At 46.1% G+C, this 15,684-nt stretch carries 13 protein-coding genes; 9 read left to right on the forward strand and 4 right to left on the reverse strand.

Annotated features, from left to right (window positions below; all coding sequences use genetic code 11):
* On the reverse strand, positions 1–294 hold a 294-nt coding region (locus tag MHN01_RS04605; protein WP_239410242.1), incomplete at its 3' end, for a hypothetical protein.
* Positions 295–1,911: 1,617 nt separating this feature from the next.
* Here MHN01_RS04605 and MHN01_RS04610 point away from each other — a divergent pair.
* Positions 1,912–3,120: a TIGR02281 family clan AA aspartic protease gene (locus tag MHN01_RS04610; protein ID WP_239410243.1), complete on the forward strand. Its 1,209-nt coding sequence runs from the start codon at positions 1,912–1,914 to the stop codon at positions 3,118–3,120.
* Between the two features lie 345 nt (positions 3,121–3,465).
* Positions 3,466–3,939, forward strand: a complete 474-nt coding sequence (locus tag MHN01_RS04615) for a DUF1203 domain-containing protein (protein WP_239410244.1) — start codon at positions 3,466–3,468, stop codon at positions 3,937–3,939.
* 100 nt (positions 3,940–4,039) lie between these two features.
* Here the strand turns inward: MHN01_RS04615 and MHN01_RS04620 are convergent, their stop codons facing one another.
* Positions 4,040–4,603 carry a cytochrome b gene (locus MHN01_RS04620; RefSeq protein WP_239410245.1) on the reverse strand — a complete coding sequence of 188 codons (564 nt, stop codon included), beginning with the start codon at positions 4,601–4,603 and terminating at the stop codon, positions 4,040–4,042.
* A gap of 86 nt (positions 4,604–4,689) precedes the next feature.
* Between MHN01_RS04620 and MHN01_RS04625 the strand changes: the two genes are divergently transcribed.
* On the forward strand, positions 4,690–5,592 hold the full coding sequence (locus tag MHN01_RS04625; protein ID WP_239410246.1) for a LysR family transcriptional regulator: 903 nt from the start codon (positions 4,690–4,692) through the stop codon (positions 5,590–5,592).
* 305 nt (positions 5,593–5,897) lie between these two features.
* Positions 5,898–6,449 carry a recombinase family protein gene (locus tag MHN01_RS04630; protein ID WP_239410247.1) on the forward strand — a complete coding sequence of 184 codons (552 nt, stop codon included), beginning with the start codon at positions 5,898–5,900 and terminating at the stop codon, positions 6,447–6,449.
* A 58-nt stretch (positions 6,450–6,507) separates the two neighbouring features.
* Here MHN01_RS04630 and MHN01_RS04635 read toward each other — a convergent pair whose 3' ends face one another.
* Entirely contained in the window at positions 6,508–6,993 is a 486-nt protein-coding gene (locus MHN01_RS04635; RefSeq protein ID WP_239410248.1) for a TetR/AcrR family transcriptional regulator, read from the reverse strand.
* 347 nt (positions 6,994–7,340) lie between these two features.
* Between MHN01_RS04635 and MHN01_RS04640 the strand changes: the two genes are divergently transcribed.
* The 4 genes from MHN01_RS04640 to MHN01_RS04655 all read left to right on the forward strand — a co-directional run bounded on the left by MHN01_RS04640 (position 7,341) and on the right by MHN01_RS04655 (position 12,885).
* Entirely contained in the window at positions 7,341–8,474 is a 1,134-nt protein-coding gene (locus tag MHN01_RS04640) for a GGDEF domain-containing protein (protein WP_239410249.1), read from the forward strand.
* Between the two features lie 383 nt (positions 8,475–8,857).
* On the forward strand, positions 8,858–9,328 hold the full coding sequence (locus MHN01_RS04645) for a DUF2442 domain-containing protein (RefSeq protein WP_239410250.1): 471 nt from the start codon (positions 8,858–8,860) through the stop codon (positions 9,326–9,328).
* Between the two features lie 115 nt (positions 9,329–9,443).
* Complete coding sequence (locus MHN01_RS04650) at positions 9,444–10,979, forward strand: EAL domain-containing protein (RefSeq protein ID WP_239410251.1); 1,536 nt, start codon at positions 9,444–9,446, stop codon at positions 10,977–10,979.
* Between the two features lie 274 nt (positions 10,980–11,253).
* Positions 11,254–12,885: a methyl-accepting chemotaxis protein gene (locus tag MHN01_RS04655; protein WP_239410252.1), complete on the forward strand. Its 1,632-nt coding sequence runs from the start codon at positions 11,254–11,256 to the stop codon at positions 12,883–12,885.
* A gap of 97 nt (positions 12,886–12,982) precedes the next feature.
* On the opposite strand, the gene MHN01_RS04660 is transcribed toward MHN01_RS04655, so the two are convergent.
* Positions 12,983–14,392: a replication initiation protein gene (locus tag MHN01_RS04660; protein WP_239410253.1), complete on the reverse strand. Its 1,410-nt coding sequence runs from the start codon at positions 14,390–14,392 to the stop codon at positions 12,983–12,985.
* A 783-nt stretch (positions 14,393–15,175) separates the two neighbouring features.
* On the opposite strand from MHN01_RS04660, the gene MHN01_RS04665 reads away from it, so the two are divergent.
* On the forward strand, positions 15,176–15,684 hold a 509-nt coding region (locus MHN01_RS04665; RefSeq protein WP_370646423.1), incomplete at its 3' end, for a replication initiation protein.

Raw genomic sequence — 15,684 nt, forward strand, 5'->3', positions numbered from 1 at the left:
CGAACCTTCATGTAAAAAATTGATATTAAGTAAATTATTCTTAGCAATAATTTTTTCAAATACCCTTCTGCCACATTCCTTATCTTCAGGATCACGTGAAAGCACATCGGCTTCTTTAAACAAACCTAAACGTCTAGCGCGCTCGATAAGCCTCGATGGTGATTCAATTTTTGAGTAATCAAAACCCTTGCCTAACTTTAGGTTTTCAATTTGCTTAAGATTTTCATTGTAGTATTCTTTACGATTATTAAATCGCTCTTGGGCTTGCTGATTAACTATTTTTTGATTGGACATAGTGTTATCCCTTGAATTAGTCTAAGAGCAAATTCTCATTGACTTGCCAAGCATATGAAAACTCTAACGAAACACTTTACCTTCAAACTTATCCTTGTTCGACTAGAAAGTGAACGAGTAACAAGCCAAATCAAGAGTGGTCACATGTACACTCGGCAGTTATTCTAGAAAAACAAATCCATATATTAATCTAGTGTAAATTTATAAAAACACATAAAAGGGGCTAATTCTTCTCAATTTTATCCGTATTTTTCATGGTATATAGTTGAGACCAAAGCATGAACTATATTTATATATCCAGCTCTCTACGCCCATATTTAAAATCGAACAGTCTCACTAGTAGAGTATATAGGTTGATAATTGAAATGCTCTCTATTGCCAGGTTATCACTCCTTGCTGCACAGCCTCTAATCTACAAATGTAGACATAAAAGCACAAAAAACAAGGCTAAATGACCATCAATTCTATTAGTATTTATAATTCAATGCTATAAGCTTGGGATTTGTGGCCATAATATCTTGCTTTCTCTTAGGGCATGTGCAACATGTTACTTTATTGCAAATATCGTTCAACATTATTTACCTCTTACAAGTGAGGCGCTATATAATCTATGTGACAAGCTTGTCACAAATACTTGAAGTTATCTAAAATCTTGTGTTAATGGTTATATCTTGAATATTCCAAAAGGATTTTCAGTGTATTCATCGAGACTCTTGCAATAACTGAATCAATAAATGTTTGTAGTTTATTTAATGCTTTGTTCCTCTATTAACTATCATTTTAACAATCTTATATAAAGTCGCACTACCTCTTATCTGGTTATGCTTACGTAAATTACTTAAATATTTTAAAAATTGCTTTCTATTTTAATCCGGCGGTCAGCATCACTGCTGAATAACTCTACCTAAGTCAGCTGCCTTCCTATAAATGGCGCTTCACATAGACGTTTCCCGTTCTCATAAGTTGTCTGATGATTTATAGGGGTTAATGCCGTATTCTGCGTTCATTCCGACTCTGGTAAACATGACGTTTTGTTAATCTCTGCCATGAAGAATTCTCCTCAATCAGTTTTGCCTATGACGACGCTTTTGCGACACAAAGACTAATCACTGATGACTTTGGAGGAATTTCAATTTTGATAGACTTACAACCCTTGTTTGAGTACCTATCTATGAATTCATGATTAAAGCCAACATCTTGAAATGGATCATAACTCACACTGAAAGATAGACTTGTTCACCAATAAACCTCGTTATGATCTGTTATGGGTGTTTGTTACCAATCTGTTCTACCCCCTTCATTCTTCGCCTATGTTTTAATTCATTTACTGAATCTATAACTGGAAATATTCGCTACTTTTAATTGAGTTCGCTGTTAGTGATGTCGAAGTGGGTGGTACTGAATTGAGCCTTACTTTTGGTTACGGCTGGTAGATTTGACTTAGTTATGAGTAATATTCAGGTGAGTGAAATGATAAATAATCACCGATTCGATTATTGCTTTTATAGTGGTTTATTCTGAAATTCCGGTAACAAAGCTAGAAGAGAAAAAGGTATCAGTGGTGAACTTACCTACGTAGAACATCACCCAAAGGATGAAGGTAAGTAAGGAGAGTGGATGTTCAATAGAGAGCTATTGATAGCATACCAGCTATTATTCATGTGCAGCCAGGGACTGGCTGCTGATTCAGCTGACACAACCGCTAACCAGGCAGTGATGATGGCTAAATCTGAGAGTATTAAAATAGAGCAATTAGCTGATATTTATGAGCTGATGAAGCACGCTAATTTTGATAAAGCTGAAAAAGCACTGGAGCAGCTCTATCAGAAAGATAGGCAGGTTCTGCCCTTATGGGTGGCGTTGCTAACTGAGCTGGAGCGATTTGACAGGCTGCGTGAGCTGGTAGATGAAGGAATATTGGATCCCGGTGATGATAGTGCCGTACTGGCTCTAGCTTATAAGAACCGCTCTGCTCCTACGCTTGAGTTTGTTGCCCCTCAAGGGCAAATACCTCTGGAGAGTCATTTTCTAGTCACTTTGCCCCGAGCCGAAGTGCAGATTAATGGCAAGACCTTCTATTTCGTATTGGATACCGGTGCATCTACCAACGTGATTACCCAGCGAGTTGCGGATACTCTGAGCATTGTTGCCGATAAGCGGCATCAAGTTTCGATTGATACTGCAACAGATAATGAAGTATTCGCCCAGGTGGCTATCTTACCGTCATTTAGGCTTGGGCCGGCGGAGCTCCGTAATCAGGCTGCAGTCATTGTTGACAATGAGTCCCTTGAACAGCGGATTTTAGGGTTCAACTGGTATCAGCTTGATGGCATCATCGGTTGGCCGGTGCTGAAAAAAATGGACTTGTCATTCAACTTTGCCGAAATGACGCTTGCTATTCAACAGCCGATGAAAAAGACCTGGAAGATACCTAACCTGGTATGGTTGTTTGATGATCCTATGGTGTTAACCCATTCTCGCGAAAAAGGCAGTTTGTTGTGGTTCCTAGATACCGGGGCGATGCATAGTCAGGTGACTGAGCGGTATTTGGTCCGACACGCAATTGACAATCTTGAATGGAAGTCTAAGCAGTTTTCCGGCTTAGGTGGAAAAGGGAAAGAAGAGAAAACCGCCAATCTGGAATCCATCAAGTTTGATTTTCCATCCGCAAAGGTCAATGTAGAAGATATTGAAGTCAGGGTCGATCATGAAGATTGTAAATACAGCCTTTGCGATGGCCGTATTGGCGTAGATATTGGAAATAACCGGATCATGAACATCGACTTTTACAATGGTCTGTTTGATGTGTGGGAAATCAAGCAGTAATAATAAGTCGAAATGACGCAATTTGAATATGCCCCTGATAGTTGGACACCCATTATCAGAGGGCTTTTTATTGCCATATACAGTTGAAACTGATATTGAGCGATTACTAATGTCTTTTTGATTTGACTGCTGATAGGCGCGAGATGAACGGGCAAGTTCTACGGCTCATAGACAAATCAGCAAACATGACTATTTCATCGAAAGCAAGGTATCAAGACCTTGTTGCAAAGTTAGTCTGACGTCTATCTATTGCCTTAAGTTACAGTTCCGTTTGTGGCGAGAAATTTATTGCAGGCTAGCTATCCTAGCCTTTTCAGATAGGCAGATAGATAGGCTGGAACAGCGATGACTACGAACTTTATAGTTAAACCCATTGAGAAGAAAGTTTTTGCAGAACTATTTAATAAGAGCGAGGAGCAACTTTCAGAAGTAAATGCTATATGGCTGACGGCAGACTCAAAGCCCGGCTACCCTTGTCGGGTATCGTTAAAAGAGGCTGAAGTTGGAGAGAGAGTGTTGCTCATCCCATATAAATATCATGACGTCCAATCACCTTATCAAGCATCAGGCCCTATCTTCATTCGCGAAAATGCTGAAGAAGCTGAGTTGGAAGTCAACGAGATACCCGAAATATTAGAAAAAAGGTTACTGTCAGTAAGGGCATATAACATCAAGAATTTGATGATTCATGCACAAACCGTACAAGGTGCAGAATTGGAACATGTTATCCATAACCAGTTTTTAAATAGTGCAGTCACCTACCTGCAAATTCATAATGCAAACCCTGGTTGCTTCAATTGTACTGTACACCGAGCCTAGCAAGGATTTTATGTACGTTTTAAGGTCAGCGATATTGTCACAAAGCAGCCCTAAAGAGGCTGCTTTTAATATGTAAAAATACTAGGCTATAGTGTCAAAGCTATGCTTTTTTACCTAGCCACATGGCACCAAAAACGCCATCTTTTTTAGCGAGTCCGTGGAAAGCCGCAGCGCCAATATGGATGACAACTAATACCATTAATGCTTTTACCCCTAGTTCATGAAGGTTTCGTATCATATCAAAATGGACCTCGCTATACTCGCTGAGCTCTGAAATATTGACCTGACCAAGCCAGAAAACAGGGAGCTCATGTGCTCTGGCTACTAAAAAACCTGTCACTGGCACATAAAAAAGTAATACATACAGAGACGAATGCCCCACTCTAGCTGCCATGTTTGTCACTACATCTAAATTATGTTTTGGTCGTGGTGATTTAAATATAAAACGTTTACTAAAAAGGGTTAGAAACAAAATGAAGGCCACACTGCCAATAGTCGAGTGACCCATTAACATTTCTATTTTATCGGCCTCGGTTTTGGCCTGTTCAAACCCAAACGTAGCCATAAACATCAATATAACCAAAACAGCCATTAACCAATGTAGCCATTTATAGCCCTTGTCATATCCAGTTGTCTGCTGTCTGCGCTCAAATTTATCATTCATTGCTTTGCTCCTAAAGTTTTAGTTGCCAAACTATAACTATTCTCTAATAATTGATAATCGGCGATTTTACTAAAAGATTGTTTTTTATGGCGAACAATGATTTAAACCAAATTCGTATTTTCGTATCAGTAGCTCAACTGCAAAGTTTCACTAAAGCTGCGGAAGTCCTAAAAATAGAAAAGTCGACGGTGAGCACGAAAGTGTCTCAGCTCGAAAAGAACCTAAACATACGCTTGTTGCAACGCACCACTCGAAAAGTCAGCTTGACCGAAGCTGGAGAGCAATATCTATCATTTTGTTTGGCAGCATTGGAGCAATTGGATAAAGGTGCACAGTTCATTAATGAGCTTAGTGATGTTCCACAAGGTTTATTACGTGTATGCATTCCCAACAACATGGCCAATGTTTTATTAAAAAAAGTTATCCCTAAGTTCTTAAAGCAATACCCTAAAGTTCAACTTGAAATAATTCAGACCAGTAAATCACCTGATCTATTAACAGACAATTTTGATTTAGCGATACAATTTGGTGGCCATGAGCTAATGGACAGTAGTTTCATCTACCGGAAAATTCATTATTCAGATTGGATCATTGTTGCCAGTAAAGAGTATTTGGCCGAACAAGGAGAAATTACCAACCCGGAACAACTTGGTGAATTAGACAATATTGCCTGTCTACATGAAGGGGAAAATATCTACCAAATATATACTCCAAGTATTACTTGGAAAGGTAAGAAAATTGTCTTTAAGCCACGTTTTTTGATTAATAATATGGGCAATGTGATCCAAGCGCTCAAGCAGCATATTGGCTTTGCCGTTGTGCCTAAAAATATGGTTCTTCCGGATATTGAATCGGGTACGGTCAGTCAATTATTTTCCGAAATCACTCTACCAAGTACGGCCGTTTATTTAGTTTACCCAAGCAGAAGTGGCCAGCCCGCCAAAACAAAAGCTTTTGTGGAAGCCATGATGGAGTGGAGTAACTTATAGTATAGGGCTGCTTCAATCGTAACAATTTGCGCATGTAGCCGCCCTTGCAGCGTTAATGCGCAGTACCTGACTGGTTTACTCAGGTATTTCGCTCGCAGTTTGAAATCTGAGTCAGTTTTTGACCTATCCCCTACTTCTGTTCGCGTAGCACCACTCTGTTATGTTTCCGCTCAGTCTTGTTTTTATTCCCAACATGTTCAAAACTATGGTGATAAAAATGAACATGTTCAAAATCCCCTTCCCTTTAGATTTGTGACGATTCATAATAGGTGTTCCTAACTGTACAGATAAGAACATAAAATAATATGCATGTCGGGTATGCCAGGGTATCAACTTTAGATCAGTCGTTAGAGGCGCAACTGGAAGCACTGAAAAACGCAGGATGCGAAAAAGTGTTTTATGGTAAGCAATCAGGGAAAAGTGAAGAAAACATTAAAAAGCTGCACGATCTGATTGATTTTGTTCGTGAGGGAGATATCGTGCTCATCACGAAATTCGACCGTTTGGGGCGATCACTTGGACAGGTCATAGATACCGTTGATCGCATCCATAAGAAGGGTGCGACGGTAAAAACGTTAGACGGACAAATTGATACTTCGAACAACTCACCGATGGGCAAGGCGATGATGCAGCTCATGGGTATGTTTGCCGAGCTCGAACATTCTATTATTGTTGACCGTCTGCAAACCGGCAGATACCGGACAGGTCGCCTGGGGGGCAGAAAGCGAAAGTTGTCACCGGAACAGGAACTCGAGGTGGCCGAGAAACTCGCGGCCGGGCAGTCTGTTTATTCGATTGCCAAGGAATACAAGGTTTCCCGGATGACCATCATGCGGGTTCGGGACCGGGTGGTTTGATTACAAGAAGGCCACGTTGCGTGGCCACATCATAGAGATACACTGCCTGTTAGCAGGACTAAGCGGTGGCAGATTCTTCTATCGGTTGTTCTTCCGGCGTAGCGTCATCGTTGTTCGATAGGTGGACAACCGCATACCCAATACTCATATAGATACAGCGCTCAACGTCGGCAGGCTCGCCGGCAATTCTTTCAAACAGGCCTTTTACCCCGCTTCGCGGTGAAATGATGGCCCCGGCATGGCTGATCGCTTTGACGAATTCAGGCTCGTGGTGAATCGCATAGACCCAGGAGGTGAAAAAGGCATCCGGAGAGGAAAAGATTAGCGGCTTTTCAATGATTTCGGCAAACATTGGGGTCAGCTCATCAATAAGATCGGCCTTGAGTTTGAAATGGGCATTGATCCCGGAGCGGGTGATCCCGGCTTTCTTGGCAATGGTGCCAAAGGTTAATTTGTCAAAGCCCTCGTTCATCGCGATATCAAACGAGACGTTGACGATCTTTCGTCTTGTTTCGGCCGCAACCGCCTGGCTCACTCTTGGCATTTCTCGCTCCCCAAAATGGTCTCTGTCTTTCTATAGCGTGAGACACTGAATAATCTGCTGATAATACCAGTATTTGCTTCTTTCTTGCAGTCCCATCGACTAACTCGTTGATGGCCTTTGTGATCAGCGTAATCCTATATGGTACGAGCTGTTTTCCTTCGTCTCACTTAAGTGCCTTTATAATGGTTGGTGTCCATTATTGTTTTGCTGTGATTTGCATTGAATGTTAAAGTACCACTTTGTTAACAAGCACTGATTTTATAAATGATAACAGTAGGAGGAATATCTTTCGCAGCAGGGTGCTGAATAGGCCTCCTCTTCTACAGCTATAAGGTCCCGTTCTCTTAATGAGTCAATACCCTTTATTCGAAGTAAATGAAAAAGCAATAAGTCGGCAAATTAGTGAGCGGATCCTGTTTAATGGTTTTATCTGGATAGCGGCTGCATCATTGCTGCTCCACACTATTGTCGGCTACTACCTGTTTCAATATGGTTCGCCGAACCCGGAAGGGTATTATTTCTATGGTTATGGTGTTCTCGGTATCGTTATCGGCGCAGTCGCCTTTCAGGCTTCCCGCCAAAGCCGGTGGCGGTTGTTGTGGTGGCATTTGGGTGGGGCGGTGTTGAGTACCAGCTGGATAAGCCTGGCATGGACCGTCATAGTTGTATGGGACCGAGCGGAAGCTGCAGAGAAAATTCTTCTCATAGGGTTTCTAGCGATGATGATAGGGTGGTATGTCAAACCCAGCCTGACGGTTGTTGCGCTGGTACCGGTAACCGGCTGCTATTTGTGTCTTTCGCTGTTAACACCGGGCAGTGGCTTGGCCGAGCACGTTCTGAGCCTGCTTAAGTTTCCGCTACTTTTTGGTATTTTTTTCTTCACGGTCAGACAATTTTTCCTCAGTGCCGAGGCAAGATTTATCGACAAGATAACGCTTATCAGGCAGCTAGAAGTTAACTCACAGTTCGATGAACTGACCAGGGTAAGAAACCGGAAGGCATTCAATATCCAGCTAGAGTCAGCCATTGGAAATGCCAGGCGTCTGGCCCACCCTTTGTCACTGGTTGTTATTGATATCGATTTCTTCAAACAGTACAACGACACCCTTGGTCACCCTGCCGGCGATGCCTGCCTGCAGAAGTTTGCTGCGATATTGGCCGCCGAATGCCAGCGCTCCGTTGATACGGTTGCCAGAATTGGCGGCGAGGAGTTCGCGCTTGTCCTGCCGGGAGCGGATGAGGGGCAGGCCAGGCTTCTTCTGGAGAAGGTCTTAACAAGCCTGTCTCGGGCAGGCATTGAACATCCTGCCTCGCCGGTTGCGCCGGTGGTTACTGCCAGTGCGGGTATCGCCCGCTACATGGCCGGAGAAGACCCTGATGAGTTGTACCTACGGGCTGATCAGGCGCTGTATCGGGCCAAGCAGGCTGGCCGGGATCAGATCGTTATTGATAGTCTCTCCTGCCGGGAAGGTCATACATGAGGTTGCCATCGTTATGTCGATAACAATAGCACGCAGATAAATAAAGTACGGCTCAAAAATAATGGATGGTGATTGTTATTTGTCTGGGTGTTATTGGCGATATAGTTGCAATGATTGTGGTTTTATATATTTACTATGGGGTGATTAATTAAGTTCTAGTGATTTATTCTTATTTCTTTAGATTGCTGATAATATAATTATTTTATTAATTTATCAGGACTTATGACGGGTATTTCTCGTCGCAACTTTCGATGTTTCAGTTCGGGCTGGTTTATACACCAGAGTAGATAGGACTAACTTATGCAGTTTTTTCGTCTCTATTAAACCGCCTGATTCATCTTCAGTTCGTAGAACCTTTGATGTTTAGCAGTGAAGAGGATCTCATGAAAGGTCATTCCCTCCCTCAACAGACTGAGTGTTGTGATATCTCCCTGGTTCGTGCCACCTACTTATATCGTCAGCTCAATTATTATGTCGAACTGTCAGACGGCAGCCGAGGAACCGTGGATTTCCGCTCCCTGGTAAAGAACAATCCGGACTTTACCGCCTTACTCGATCAGGATAAAGCCAATTGTTACACGGTAACGAGAAGGGGGATCCACTGGGAGAGCGGCGCAGTGGCCGAAGTAGGCTGGATCAGAGACCACGTCGCCCTTTCAGCGAGGGCCCCAGTGACGCAGTATTCGCCACGTACTGTTTCTTCCCGGCTTAGCCAGGGGGTGACCCGGGGCGATCTCGATGCAATGACTGTCCTGGTCACCAACCAGCTCAGGCGGCAACGTATTTTGCTTACCATTAACGCTGCCCTGATGACGGTTGTTGGTCTGGTACTGTGTTTCATTGGCCTTGGCTAGTTCTTTGCCGGTCAGATTTTATATTTACCCGATAGTCTGTAATGTCATGTTCAAAAATAGTTTCCACCTCCGAAAACCCTCTTTGCTTGCCTTGCTGTGGTTGTTAACCTTTCTTATGGCAGCCCCGCTCATTTGGCTGGGGCTTCATACCAACTGGTCAAATCACAAAAATACCCTGGTCTCGCAGCTCAGTGAACTGTCTGTCGGAGTCGGCAATGATGTCAGTGCTATCCTGATACCGCTTAACCACATGCATCCGCAGCCTGATTGTGATTCGACGGTATTGACAGCCATGCAGCAGGCCGATTTCAAGGCCAACTTCCTAACCAATATTTCGCTTGTCAGGGACGGGCTGATACTCTGTTCTTCTCTTGAAGGCCGGCTTTCTACCCCGGTGCCACTGGCTAAGCCGGACTTTTTGTTTGCCGACGGCGGCGGGTTTACCCTTCACCAACCCTTGTCACTGTTTGGCGGCCGGATAGATGGCAAAACTGTTCATCAGGGGGCGTTTATTGCCTATCTGGATTACCCAAGCACCCAGACTAAGTCAAACTTGCCATGGCTGAGTTTCGTCAATTTTCATTTTGTCGAGGGAGACAATACGTTTACCTACGGTAACCGTGCGCTACCCACTGAGGCATTTGTCGCTCCGGTAGCCGGGCTTGAATGGTATCAGGGAGGCTACTGGCTGTTCAGTGAGTGCTCAAGTGAGGTGGAATGTATCGTCGTCGGTGTCGATATCATGGGTTATATTGCCGATCAGCAAGCAGTAGGTGGGCTCATTGTTATCTTTTTGGCCACCGCTCTGACCCTGGCAACCTTGCTTGGTTTGAGCCTGCATCGGTGGCTGTATAGCATGCCCCGTCAGGTTCGGCGCGGGATCAACAGGCGCCAGTTAACGCTCAATTACCAGCCGATTGTCGATATCGCGTCCGGACAGATCGCCGGTTGCGAAGTGTTGTGCCGCTGGCAAACGGCTGACGGCGTTCCTGTTCGCCCAGATCTGTTTATTCCTGTGGTTGAACAAAATAATCAGACTCGTGAGCTATCGGCGCAGGTAGTGACGAGCTGTATTGGTGAGCTCAGGCAGGCCGGGCTGATCGGTCGTTGCCAGGTAGCCATCAACGCATTTCCTGATGATATTGCTTCCGGCCACATCTGTGAGCTGCTTTGCCGACTGCTGCCGGTAAAATATTACCCCTTATTCACTGTCGAGCTGACCGAGAAGCAGATCGATGATCTCGACAACCTTTGTGAGGGCGTTCACCGCTTGCGGGCGCTCGGCTTCAAGGTGGCAATCGATGACTTTGGTACCGGCTTTTCCAACCTTGAGGGCCTGCGCGAGCTCAGTGTCGATCACCTTAAAATCGACAAAAGTTTTATCTGGGGAGCCGAAAAGCCATCGCTAAAGCAGCGCCTGGTTGAACACATCGTCAATATCGCCAAGTCACTTCGGCTTAAGATTGTGGCGGAAGGCGTCGAAACCCATGATCAGCTCAACTTTCTCCGCCAGATTAATGTTGATTACACCCAGGGGTATCTGCATAGCCGCCCGGTTGGGATCAAAGAGTTTGTTGCCCTGTTAGACGGCGCGACAAAAAGCACCCGGCCCGATGATCGGCATGATAAACAGACAGCCGAAATAGGCTGAACAAATAGATAGTTAGCGGTAATCGATATGATCTTGGTCACCAATGCTAGATTGGTGAACCGGTTTACCAAATATCATAATTGAGCAACTTCCGGTGCCGGATAGACTGGTTTTGTTGTTTGTAGGGGGAGCCAGGTTAAGGCTCTGGGAGATATGCGGTAAGAAAATACACCGGGCCAACGATAGGCTTTGGTTTGGTGTGTTCCGGTTGGCGGGCCCTGTGCCCGCCCTTTTTTTATCTGAGTCAGACTGCAACCGCTGAAAAGGACTATTTATGCGCAACCTATTTAAAAATCTATCTATTCGGGCACAGATATTAGTTCCGGTGATCGCCATGGCGACCATGCTGGTCGGCTCGCTGGTGTTTGCCATCATCGTTAGCCAGGCTCAAAAGGCTGATGTGAACAATACTGCCGAAGCTGTACTGAACCACAAAGACACCGTCACTGAGTTGATCACATTGAAAAGCGAAATGCACTCGCTGGTTATTATCAGTATCGACGACCCGCAAGTGCTTGAACAGTTACCTTCCAAGCTTCAGGCCAAGATTGAGGCAGCCGAGCCGTTATTGACCAAGTTAGGTCGATACGACCGTACTGGCAACAGCGTCGACACTGTGAAATCGGCACTTGAGGATTATATCCGGGTGATCCGCAGTCAGCTTATCCCGCTTATTCAGCGCCGACAGTCCGGCATTAGCGCTGAGAACATATCTAATGATGCCTTCAGGCAGTACAGTCGTGTGAGCACCGCGTTTGATCAGTCAACGGCCACGTTGTCGCTTCGCCTTAGCAAGGTAGCTCTCGATACCATTGATTACTATCATCAATATGATAAGGACTCCAGGCTTGATGGGCTGTTGATGATGCTGGGTATATTGGCGATTGGTTTTGCTGGGCCGTTCCTGGTCGCCAGGTTGATCGTCCGTCCTATCGAACAGCTACAGACGGTAATGCAGCGTGTATCGAGTGGCGATCTCAGCGTCCGGGCCGACGATGATGGCAGCAACGAGCTTGCCCGGCTTGGTCATGATATCAATCTGACCATCGATAAGCTCAATACGACGGTGTCTGCGCTGGTTACCATTAGCAGCGGCGTCGCATCGGCATCGACAGAGCTTGCCAGCGTGATGAACCAGGCCCAGGACAACGCCGAACAGGAGCGAGACGAGATCAGCCAAATCAGCTCTGCAGTGACCGAGCTCTCTGCCGCCGCTGCGGATGTTAGCTCGCATGCCGGAACGGCAGATAACAGTGCCAGGCAGACCGATTCGCTGGCTGTCCAGGGGCTTGAGATTTTTAGTCAAAGCCATGAGGCCAATATTGAGATGGCCGCGACTCTGTCAGGGACTGCCGATGTCGTTGAGCATCTGAAGGAGCAGTCCGATAAGATCAGTAAAGTGGTTGAAGTGATTCAGGCCATTTCTGAGCAGACCAACCTGCTCGCGCTCAATTCCGCAATCGAGGCTGCCCGTGCCGGTGAGTCGGGTCGAGGGTTTGCCGTTGTGGCCGACGAGGTGCGGATGCTGGCTGCCCGTACCCAAAGTTCGACCGAGGAGATACAGGCGATCATTGTTGCGCTGCAGACTCAGTCATCCGACGCCAGTGACAGCATGGCACAAAGCCTGGCCAAGCTTGAAACGAACCAGGCTTTGGCGGCCCGCGCTAACGAGGCCTTGCAGGGGATCACCCGCTCGGTCGTTGATATCAGTGATCTCAATGCCCAGGTGGCCACGGCTGCCGATCAGCAGTCCCAGGTTACACTGGATATCAACCGCAACGTGACCACTGTTTCGGACCTAGTTAGCCAAAATGTGACCGGGATCCGGCAAAATGCCGCTACAGCGGCCGAGTTGTCAAAAATGGCCGAGCAGCAGCGACAGCATTTGGCTTTCTTTAAGATTTAACCTTCAAGCTCGGCAACCCTTTCCCCGGTCTGTGGTTTGCCGGGGAAGAGGTTTCCCGGGAAGCGCTTTGTCGGGAAGCGCTTTGTCGGAGAAGTGGTCAGCCGATGTGGCCGCCCTTGTGCAGCGCCAGGCAGGTCAGGCGGGTATAGAAATCATCGCTGAGCGCGATGCCAAAATCCTTCAGCAGGCTGACATTGATCGACAGTTGATGAAGCTCGTCAAGACTGATTAGATCGGCATGTTCTTCAACCTGGTCGATATTCATTGCCATCAGTTTTTTGTAGGTACTGATCACCGCAATTTCGTCAGATGTGATGCCGCCAAATGGTTCGGTACCTTGCCGGATAGCGGCCTGCTTGGCATCTGCTATCTCTTTGCTTTCGTCAACGATATGTTGCAGCCCCGAATATATTTTGCTTTTTACATCAGCAAGATTACTGTTGCGATTAACCACGCCGTTGCGCTGTAGCTGGGTCAGTATTTCCTTGCAGAACTTATCGATATCCAGTCCGCTGTAGCCTGCTGTCAGCTCGGGTTGGGCTTCCATCGCCTGCTCACAGGCATTGGTGGTATTGTATTTCAGGCAGAATCGAATGTGGGTCACCGGCCGGCCGCGACCTGCCTTGTGCCGGCCAGACAATAACTCATGGCCCAGCCCTTCGGCATCGGTGGCACTCCAGACGCCGCCGGATTGGCTCAGCAGCTGGGTAAACGAAGGGGTCAGGACATTATTGCGCAGATCCTTGATTGACGGATAAATTCGGATTCGATTCCATTTCGGCTCATTGGGATCGCGTACCTTGATGTAATCACCGACTTTGGCGCCGGCCTGCATCGCCTCTTGCGGGTCCTCATAAACCTTGAAATCTACGCCGAACAGGCGCCTAAATTCTTCGATCTCCATGGTAAATTCGGTTCGGTTTTTGTCTTTGCTTACCAGTTCGAGCAGCCGGATCGCATGTGGGCTGGAGAGCTTGGTCCAGATTTTGAGGTCGACGACCGAAAAGCCCCGCGAATGCTCCATGAAAATTGGCACTGCGCTGTCGAGTACCCCGAGCGTGAGCTTTTTATTTTTATATTCGGCAAAAGGGATCGGGACAAAGGTGACAAACGACTCTTTGCCATTGTGCTCTTCCAGCATGACCGTTTTGTTGGTGATCGCCAGGCACGAGCGCTTGAGGGTTTTGTGAAAAGAGGAGGCTTTGACGCCCAGGAAAGAAAGTACCGTTTCATAATCGAAGGTATGGTAGCGGTTGACGTCCATCTGCTCGGAGGGAATGTAGTTATTGTAATGCTCCCTGGCCTTGGCGGGTGACATTGTTGCCGCCAGTGGCTTGCCGATAGGGTCTATTTCATACAGCCGGTTGCGCTCTTGCTGCATCCCCAGCATGACAAGGGCTGTCATACAGCGCTGGTAACGGGTGTAATCCTGACGGCCGCGCAGGAATTTATTGGGGATCACCAGTGAGTCCGGAATCTTGGTCAGGTGCTTGGGTTTGGCTGGCATACACGTCTCTCTCGAACAGGCCGTTCGTGTCGGCTGAAAATGGGAGCTGGATCTATAATAACTCCTCTTCTTGCGGACAAGCACTCCCTTTCACGCTTCTTTTTTATCATCCAATACACTGTTATGTGTACAGGTGAACATGTTATCGGGTTCTGCTCCCTTTCCTTTTGGGTTTCACTCCCCTTTGCGTCTGGATTGACTCCCTTTCTTATCGGGCTTTACTTCCCTCCACTCTGCATCTACTCCCTTTCTATCGGGCTATGCTCCCTTTTTACATCTTCAACTAATTGTTTTTCCTCGGTATTTAAGACACTAAAGTAATAAAGATCTTAAAGGATCAATAAAGCATTAAAAGTGATACTGCCAAGCGCTGTGGATTTGTGGATAACTCGCGGAGTTATCACACCAACCCCACAGCATCGGCTATGACTTGTTTCTTATTGGCTTATATGCGGTATAAGCGAGGATACGGAGGTGAGTCAAGGGAGAAAAGCATGATTGTAAGTATGGCTGTAAATCCACGATATTCTAACGCACTATAACTTTATTGGTTGTCATTAAATAGATAAAATCTAACCACAAAAAAATACAACAATAAATAACAAATAAATGCTAACCAGAACTCTAGTCGTGACGTTGTCACTCTCTTTGTGTTCACATCTTCAATCATACCTGGCTGTCAGTCTGCACCTGCGATCCCCTGCCACAGTTCTACGGTTAATGTTTGCATAAGCCATAATTCTGTTATTTAATGCCAGAATAATGTCATCAATGGAACTCGTCGTGAATCAAGACGCTAACTACCCTGCGATCGGCCCGGCCCTGCCAAAACATATCAAGAAGGGTCACCAACTGGTGTTCAGCCGTCAGGATCTCTCTGCCCGGGAAGCCGATTTGTTTGCCCTGATGATGGCACACATGAAAGAACCTGACTGGTTCAACAATACGCCGGTGTATTCTTTTTCCTGTAGCCAGCTGTCGGAATGGTTAGAGATTGATTCGCGCCACGTTGGCTCGATTCTCAGCCCGGTAGCCGAGCGACTTTCGCAACGCAAAGTCGGGATCCGTGGCGTGTCGGAAAAAGGCGACGAGGAGTTTGACTATATCCCCTTCTTCAAGCGCCTGACCTACAAGGACGGCAAGCTGATGATGGTGCCCAATGACGAGCTTCGCACCGAATATATTGAATATAACCAAGGCTTTGCCCTGATCAATACGCGAAATTTCTTCAACCTCAATAAGGAATATTCCAAGCGACTCTATGAATTGCTCAGCCGGTTCAAAACCGAAGG

Origin of the sequence: Photobacterium sp. OFAV2-7, assembly GCF_022347985.1 — a bacterium.
Lineage (GTDB): Bacteria > Pseudomonadota > Gammaproteobacteria > Enterobacterales > Vibrionaceae > Photobacterium.

Coding starts and splice junctions, on each gene's coding strand:
- MHN01_RS04610 (WP_239410243.1), top strand. CDS start 1,912: ATGTTCAATAGAGAGCTATTGATAGCATACCAGCTATTATTCATGTGC.
- MHN01_RS04615 (WP_239410244.1), top strand. CDS start 3,466: ATGACTACGAACTTTATAGTTAAACCCATTGAGAAGAAAGTTTTTGCA.
- MHN01_RS04620 (WP_239410245.1), bottom strand. CDS start 4,603: ATGAATGATAAATTTGAGCGCAGACAGCAGACAACTGGATATGACAAG.
- MHN01_RS04625 (WP_239410246.1), top strand. CDS start 4,690: ATGGCGAACAATGATTTAAACCAAATTCGTATTTTCGTATCAGTAGCT.
- MHN01_RS04630 (WP_239410247.1), top strand. CDS start 5,898: ATGCATGTCGGGTATGCCAGGGTATCAACTTTAGATCAGTCGTTAGAG.
- MHN01_RS04635 (WP_239410248.1), bottom strand. CDS start 6,993: ATGCCAAGAGTGAGCCAGGCGGTTGCGGCCGAAACAAGACGAAAGATC.
- MHN01_RS04640 (WP_239410249.1), top strand. CDS start 7,341: ATGAGTCAATACCCTTTATTCGAAGTAAATGAAAAAGCAATAAGTCGG.
- MHN01_RS04645 (WP_239410250.1), top strand. CDS start 8,858: ATGAAAGGTCATTCCCTCCCTCAACAGACTGAGTGTTGTGATATCTCC.
- MHN01_RS04650 (WP_239410251.1), top strand. CDS start 9,444: ATGGCAGCCCCGCTCATTTGGCTGGGGCTTCATACCAACTGGTCAAAT.
- MHN01_RS04655 (WP_239410252.1), top strand. CDS start 11,254: ATGCGCAACCTATTTAAAAATCTATCTATTCGGGCACAGATATTAGTT.
- MHN01_RS04660 (WP_239410253.1), bottom strand. CDS start 14,392: ATGCCAGCCAAACCCAAGCACCTGACCAAGATTCCGGACTCACTGGTG.